The 6,743-nt window shown below is 33.9% G+C and carries 6 protein-coding genes; 5 read left to right on the forward strand and 1 reads right to left on the reverse strand.

Annotated features, from left to right (window positions below):
- Nucleotides 1–213 precede the first annotated feature (213 nt).
- From HMPREF9402_RS06830 to rbr, 4 genes are all read left to right on the forward strand, one after another.
- The gene (locus HMPREF9402_RS06830; RefSeq protein ID WP_006784309.1) at nucleotides 214–1,572 is read left to right on the forward strand and encodes an ABC transporter substrate-binding protein; all 1,359 of its coding nucleotides are present in this window, start codon (nucleotides 214–216) and stop codon (nucleotides 1,570–1,572) included.
- A 244-nt stretch (nucleotides 1,573–1,816) separates the two neighbouring features.
- Nucleotides 1,817–2,641 (forward strand): PHP domain-containing protein, encoded by an 825-nt coding sequence (locus HMPREF9402_RS06835; protein ID WP_006784308.1) that lies wholly within the window; start codon nucleotides 1,817–1,819, stop codon nucleotides 2,639–2,641.
- A 220-nt stretch (nucleotides 2,642–2,861) separates the two neighbouring features.
- On the forward strand, nucleotides 2,862–4,172 hold the full coding sequence (locus HMPREF9402_RS06840) for a sugar ABC transporter substrate-binding protein (RefSeq protein WP_009606921.1): 1,311 nt from the start codon (nucleotides 2,862–2,864) through the stop codon (nucleotides 4,170–4,172).
- 193 nt (nucleotides 4,173–4,365) lie between these two features.
- Nucleotides 4,366–4,935, forward strand: coding sequence for a rubrerythrin (gene rbr / locus HMPREF9402_RS06845; protein ID WP_009606920.1), 570 nt, complete (start codon nucleotides 4,366–4,368; stop codon nucleotides 4,933–4,935).
- A 35-nt stretch (nucleotides 4,936–4,970) separates the two neighbouring features.
- Here rbr and HMPREF9402_RS06850 read toward each other — a convergent pair whose 3' ends face one another.
- Nucleotides 4,971–6,227, reverse strand: coding sequence for a DUF2812 domain-containing protein (locus HMPREF9402_RS06850; RefSeq protein WP_039930886.1), 1,257 nt, complete (start codon nucleotides 6,225–6,227; stop codon nucleotides 4,971–4,973).
- 103 nt (nucleotides 6,228–6,330) lie between these two features.
- Here HMPREF9402_RS06850 and HMPREF9402_RS06855 point away from each other — a divergent pair.
- Nucleotides 6,331–6,743 (forward strand): C-GCAxxG-C-C family protein (locus tag HMPREF9402_RS06855; RefSeq protein WP_009606918.1); only part of this gene is annotated, 413 nt, incomplete at its 3' end.

Below are 6,743 nucleotides of genomic sequence, written 5' to 3' on the forward strand. Positions count from 1 at the left end.
ATTATAGAACCTTAATTAATCACTTTTTATTTTTTATATTTTTGTTAATTTTTATGTTAATTTGTTGATTTGATGGAAAAAAATGTGTATAATCTGGGTGTAAGTGAAAAGGAAAAATAGAGAAACAAATGTATGAAACAGGTATCAAAGGAGAAATCCTTTAATACATATTAAATTCAACGGCCATATTGAATTTTAGGGAGGACAAAAAAAGTGAAAAAATTATTAGCTTCGCTAACAGTAGTATTAGGATTATCAACAGTGGTAGCTTGCTCAAATGAAACAAAAGGAGAACAAGTAACACCTGAAACACCTACTACAGAAGAATCAACAGACACAACAAAAGAAACAGGTAATGACTTAGTTGTTACAATTAATGAACCAGTTTCAATCGAATTCTGGCATGCGATGTCAGGAGATAATGAAAAAGTTGTAAACGAATTAGTTGAAAACTTTAATTCAACAATTGGACAAGAAAAAGGAATTACGGTAACTCCTGTTTATCAAGGAGCTTATAATGATTTAAAATCTAAAACAACAGCCGCTATCAAAGCAAAAAATGCACCAGCTATTTCTCAGGCATATCCTGATTGGGTAGCAGAATATTTACAATCAGGTGCAGTTGTTGCTTTAAATGAATATATCGAACACCCAGAAGTAGGAATCACTGATTTTGAAGATATTGCAGAAGCATATCGCTTAGAAAACAGTCAATATACAACAGATGGAACGTTCTACTCATTACCATTTAATAAATCAACAGAAGTTTTATATTACAATAAAACATTCTTCGAAGAACATGGTTTAACAGTTCCAACAACTTGGACAGAATTAGAAGAAGTTTCTAAACAAATCACTGAAATTACTGGAAAACCAGCTTTCGGATTTGACTCAGCTCAAAATGCGTTCATCACATTAGTTCAACAATTTGGAGGACAATATACAACATCTCAAGGTGAAGTCTTATTCGGTGAAACTGATGCTGCAGTACAAGCATTAGAGATGATTAAACGTAATACAGATGCTGGATATTGGCGTTTACCAGGGGAAGATAAATATATGTCAGGACCATTCGTTTCTGAATTAGTTCATATGTTTATTGGATCAACTTCAGGATCGACTCATGTTGTGAATGATAACTTTGAATGGGATTCTGCTCCAATTCCACAAGTTTCTGACGATACAAAAGCAGTTATCCAACAAGGAACTAATGTTGTTGTTATGAACTTAGGTCAAACTGATGAGCAAGTTTATGCTGCGTATGAGTTTGCTAAATATTTAGGATCTTATGAAGCAAATCTTTTATGGGCAACGAACACAGGATACTTACCAATTCGTCAATCAGTTATTGATTCAGCTGAATATCAAGCGTATATTTCTGAATCAGGAAACTCAACAAAACAAACTGGACCAGCACAAGCAGACTACTACTTCTATGATCCAGCATTCTATACAGATACTTTCTCTTCTTATAATGTGCGTACAGAAGCAGGATTAGCCATTGAACGTGTTGTATTAGAAGGTATGGAACCTGCTGCAGCAGTTGAAGCAGCATTAAAAGCTTTAAAATAATTATAGTGACCAAAACACCGCTATTTAGCGGTGTTTTTTAATGTTAAAATACTTTCCTATTAGTTTTATCGAAATCGTATTTGATAAGCAGATTAGGATAGCAGGAGTTATTATTCTTTTCTTTAAATAATCAATAGAAGGTAGTCTTTTTTTATTTTACTTCGCGAAAGGTTGGATGGAATTTCAGAATTTGTCGTTTTCTGTTATAATGATAGAAGTATGAATTTTGTTAGGAGTTGTTTAAATGTTAGTAGATTTACATATGCATACGTATTATTCAGATGGCTCATTTTCGCCGCGTGAAATGGTTCAATTAGCAAAGAAAAAAGGATTAGGATTGATTTCAGTAACTGATCATAACACCATTGAAGCTCATGAAGAGTTTGAAGCTGCCTGTCAAGAGTTAGAGATGAATTATGTGGTAGGGGTGGAGTTAGACTGTGTGTTTAAAACAAAGTCTGTCCATTTATTAGCCTATAATTTTAACGTGAATGAGGAGTTTTTAGCGATTATTCAAAAATCACGTCATCAGTTAGATCAAATGGGGATTGATTTAGTCAAGTTAATGGAAAAGGATTATCCGCAAGTATCGTCTGAAGATTATGAAAATTATACGTATGACCGTACTAAAGGTGGATTTAAAGGCATTCATTATTTAATGGATCGCGGATTAACGGATAATTTAATGGATGGTTTTAAATTTTACAAAGAATATGAAGTATTTTACTGGAATTATGAGTTTCCTACTGTTGAAGAGGCCATTGTTCAAATTCATGCGTGTGGTGGTAAAGCGGTGCTTGCTCATCCTGGAAAGTATTATCGTTTTACACCATTAGATGAAGTCGTAGAAGATTTTAAACTTCTGGTGTCACAAGGAATTGATGGAATTGAGTGTTACTATCCGATTCATAGTGAAGAGTTGACAGCATGTTGTGTTGAGTTTTGTCAAGAACATGATTTAATGATAACAGTTGGATGTGATTGTCATGGTGAGATGAGTAAAAAAGAGGATGAATATGTGATGGGATGTATTAAAAAAGAGGATTCAGATTTAGTTTTAAAGTTTTAATACAAAATGATATCGCTTTCGACATAAAATAACATTAGCGATTTTTGGCGTGATTTTTGAAAAAATAATGGTACTTTTTCTTTATAAAAAGGAATAATTTATAATATTTTATAGGGTGTAACCGTTTGCTTATGATATTAAAGCTATTGTTTAATATAAAATCTGGTGTTATAGTCTTCTTGTAAAAGATTTTCTAAATTATGTCAGGGGGCACATATTAATGAAAAAGCTAGTATCATTAGGTTTAGTTGCATCGTTATCTTTCGCGGGATTAGTTGCATGTAGTGGGAATGAGTCAGAGACACCAGCTGAAACACCAGCAGGTAGTGACACAACGACTGAAGCACCAGCTGAGACACCGGCAACATCAGGTGAAAAAGTAGAGATTAAATTATGGTTAGATGACGATGATTACGCAGCAGCTATTGAACCAGCAATCGAAGCCGCTTACCCAAACATCGATATCGTTTATGAAAAAGTAGGAGCAGTTGATGCTCGTACAAAATTAGAATTAGACGGTCCTGCAGGGTTAGGTGGAGATGTATTCATTCAACCTCATGATGGAATGAGTGAATCAATCATTTCTAATATCTTATTACCATTAGGATCAGATATGGGAGCAATGATTGAAGAGCGCATGTTAGAAGGAGCTGTGGGAACAGTTAAGAAAGATGGTAACTATTATGGTGTTCCATTAGCAACTGAATCAATTGCGTTATTCTATAATAAAACATTATTAGATGAATATGGATTTGAAGTTGCAACTTCTTTTGAAACAATTAAGGAGCAAGCTGCAGTTTACAACGATAATGCAGCAAATAAATTCTTAATTCGTTGGGAACCAGGTAACTCTTATACGAACCAATTCTTCTTAACTGCAGCAGGATTCCAATTATATGGTGAAAATCATGATGATGCTTCTCAAGTTAACTTAAATACTCAAGAAGTTATCGATGGTTTAACATTCTTCCAATCAATGAAAGAATATTTACCAGTACCATATGCAGATTTAAATTGGGATACTATCCATGGTGAGTTTATTAAAGGAAACGTTCCTTACATGATCTCTGGACCTTGGTCATTAGCTGAAGCAAAAACTGGAGCTGAAGACAATGGATTTGAATTCGGGGTAACAACTATCCCAACAATCAATGGTGTTCAACCTGAAACATTCTCAGGAAATATCATTGCTTGCGTTAGTGCATACACACAACACCCAACAGAAGCTAAACAAGTGGTTGACTTCTTAGCATCTGAAGAAGGATTACAAATTATGTATGATGTTCAAGGTAAAATCCCAGCATTAAAAGATGCATCTGTTATTGAAGGTGTAGTAGAAGATCCATATATCGCTGGAATTTTAGCTCAAGCTGAATACTCTCAACCAATGCCAATCTTACCAGAAATGTCAAAATACTGGGGTGCAGCTGAAACAATGTATCGTTCAGTATGGGAAGGTTTAGCAACTCCTGAAGAGGCAGCTGCTAAAGCTTTAGACGATTACAATACTGCATTACAAATGACTGAATAGTTAACACACTTAAAACTCCTCGGATTCCGGGGAGTTTTTTTATGATAAGAAAAAAGGTTGTTCGATGAGAGCAACCTCTTTTTTACATATGTTATTAGGATAAATTTGTAAAGGGTTAACTTGAGAAAGTAACCTTTATCGGGAATTAGCATATCAATATTAAAGAATGAATGTTGATTGGAGTGATGAGTAAATGGATTCTTTAGTGTCAGGTGAAACATTGAAAAATTTAAAAGGGACGAAGACGGAACAAAATTTAAAAAATGCCTTTGCAGGGGAGTCACAAGCAAGAAATAAATATACATTTTATGCAGAAGTTGCAAAGGATGAAGGGTATGAACAAATTGCAGCCTTCTTTACAGAAACAGCAGGAAATGAAAAAGAACATGCCGAGATGTGGTATAAACTTTTACATGATGGTGGGTTAGGAACAACAAAAGATAATTTAAAAATAGCAGTCTTTGGAGAAACCGGAGAATCAGAGGATATGTACCCTGATTACGCAAAAATTGCCAAAGAAGAAGGGTTGCCTGAGATTGCTGCTTTATTTGAAGGGGTAGCTAAAATTGAAAATGGACATAGTATTCGTTATTCTAAACTATTAAATAATCTTGAAAATAATCAAGTTTTTGAAAAAAAAAATCCCGTCGTTTGGGAATGCCGAAATTGTGGACATCGTCAAGTTGGTAAAGAAGCTCCAGATTACTGCCCAGTCTGTGGGTATCCAAAAAGCTATTTCCAAATGCCATGCCATAATTATTGATAACAAAAAAGACTTGCTCAAGGGCAAGTCTTTTATTATTTTATTAAATCTACAACTTGTTGAATGATATAATTAAAATCTTCACGATTATTTTCAAAATAGAGATAAATGAATTCATCATCTTTTTCAGCTACAATAAATAGGTCTTGATTGTCACAAACATATAAATTAAAGGATTTGAATTGAGCAAAGAGATAAGGATATATTCTGAATGGATCATGCTGTTTTATTTGTTGAGTAAAGTAATAGTTTAAATAAGTTTGTAGTTGGGAAGATGAAGTTTTAAACGATTTAAAATCTAATTGATGTAAAGAAGAACTCTCACTATAAATTTTTACTTCTTCGAAGATAGGTCCAATATGATTGGAATACTGGCTGTAATAGGTTGAAACCTCATGAGGGGTTAAATCAGCTATTGTGATGATATCTTTGACGTCGACTTCATTATAAGGATGAGACATATCGAAAAAGGCACTCCAAAGAAGTAACAAAAGTGGAAGAATCCAACTTAAGGCATTGAATTTTTTAGTAGACAATTGAAGTGGACTATACTTTTCTAAGACTTCACTTATAAATTGAATACCAAAGGGAAGACCCAGAAATAAAAGTGTTTCTTGAGAGGGTTGTTTATTTAAAAGAATGCCGATGCAACAAAGAGGAAGAACAATCACAACGTTTAGGATGGAGAAAATGGTTGTGATGGTAGGGAGCTGATGCCTGTATTTTTTGAACGAGTCATTAAAGGGGGAAGATTGTAATTCGTTGAAGGTGCATAAATACTTTATATTGATTAGGATTTGAAGAAATAAGGCAATCGAAATGAGTATCATCATCAGGAGAAGCGCAAATGTATCCCAGTTTATTAAAAAATTGAGGTCCATCAGAAAAAACGCTAGAATGAAAGAGATGGCAAGAAGTGATAGAGTCGCGCTGAATAAATCGTGAACAAGATAAGTTTTAAACTGTTTAAATTTCATTTGTTCAATTTTAGGGATGTAGGCAAATACATCGCTAGAATAAAATAAGTAATGTGATTGATAGTGAGCAACATAGTGCCAACCCTCTGTTTCAAATGCATCTAAATATGAGGGGAACTTTTTGTTTAGTTTTTCAATTGTTGAATAAGTATATGGGAAAGTGTCGAAATGGAAAATAACATCTTGAGGTTGTGATTCCTCTAATATAATGTAGGATGAAGAAAAAGATGTTGGAAACCACCCTTCACGTGCTTGTTGCCTTAAAAAAGCATAAAGTTCTAACTCAGATAATTGTTTTATTTTAACCTTCTTCATCATATCATCTCCCTAACGACTTTATTTTACTATAAACTGTAAAAAAAGCGTGCTGTTAAGGTGTGATATAATTAAAAATAAACATTATTAAAGGAGTTATAAAATGGATTATCGAGTGAATAAAGCGATTGAAAAACATTTCAAAGGCTATAATTGTTCTCAGGCTGTTTTGTGTGCCTATCATGATTTAATTGGTTTAGAAGAGGAACAAGCCTTTCGATTAGCTGAAGGATTTGGAAGTGGAATGGGAGGCTTACGTGATACTTGTGGTGCGGTGACGGGGATGTTTATGGCTGCTAGCTATCTAGCATCAGATGGTGATCGTGAGAAAAATGCTTCTCGTAAATCATGCTATGAATTGATTCACACATTAGGAGATAAATTTAAAGAAAAGAATGGCTCTTTAAGGTGTGATGAATTATTGCAATGTGAACAACATAAGCGTCATGAAAAATTATGTACGTCATATGTTGAAGATGCGGCACAACTCCTTGAGGCATACATAAAAAAAACGTC

It is taken from the genome of Turicibacter sp. HGF1, assembly GCF_000191865.1.
In the GTDB taxonomy this organism is placed as follows: Bacteria; Bacillota_I; Bacilli_A; order MOL361; family Turicibacteraceae; genus Turicibacter; species Turicibacter sanguinis.

Bases quoted from the DNA above. Each gene is read 5' to 3' on its own strand.
- rbr (WP_009606920.1), top strand. From the start codon at position 4,366: ATGGATTCTTTAGTGTCAGGTGAAACATTGAAAAATTTAAAAGGGACG.
- HMPREF9402_RS06840 (WP_009606921.1), top strand. From the start codon at position 2,862: ATGAAAAAGCTAGTATCATTAGGTTTAGTTGCATCGTTATCTTTCGCG.
- HMPREF9402_RS06835 (WP_006784308.1), top strand. From the start codon at position 1,817: ATGTTAGTAGATTTACATATGCATACGTATTATTCAGATGGCTCATTT.
- HMPREF9402_RS06850 (WP_039930886.1), bottom strand. From the start codon at position 6,227: ATGAAGAAGGTTAAAATAAAACAATTATCTGAGTTAGAACTTTATGCT.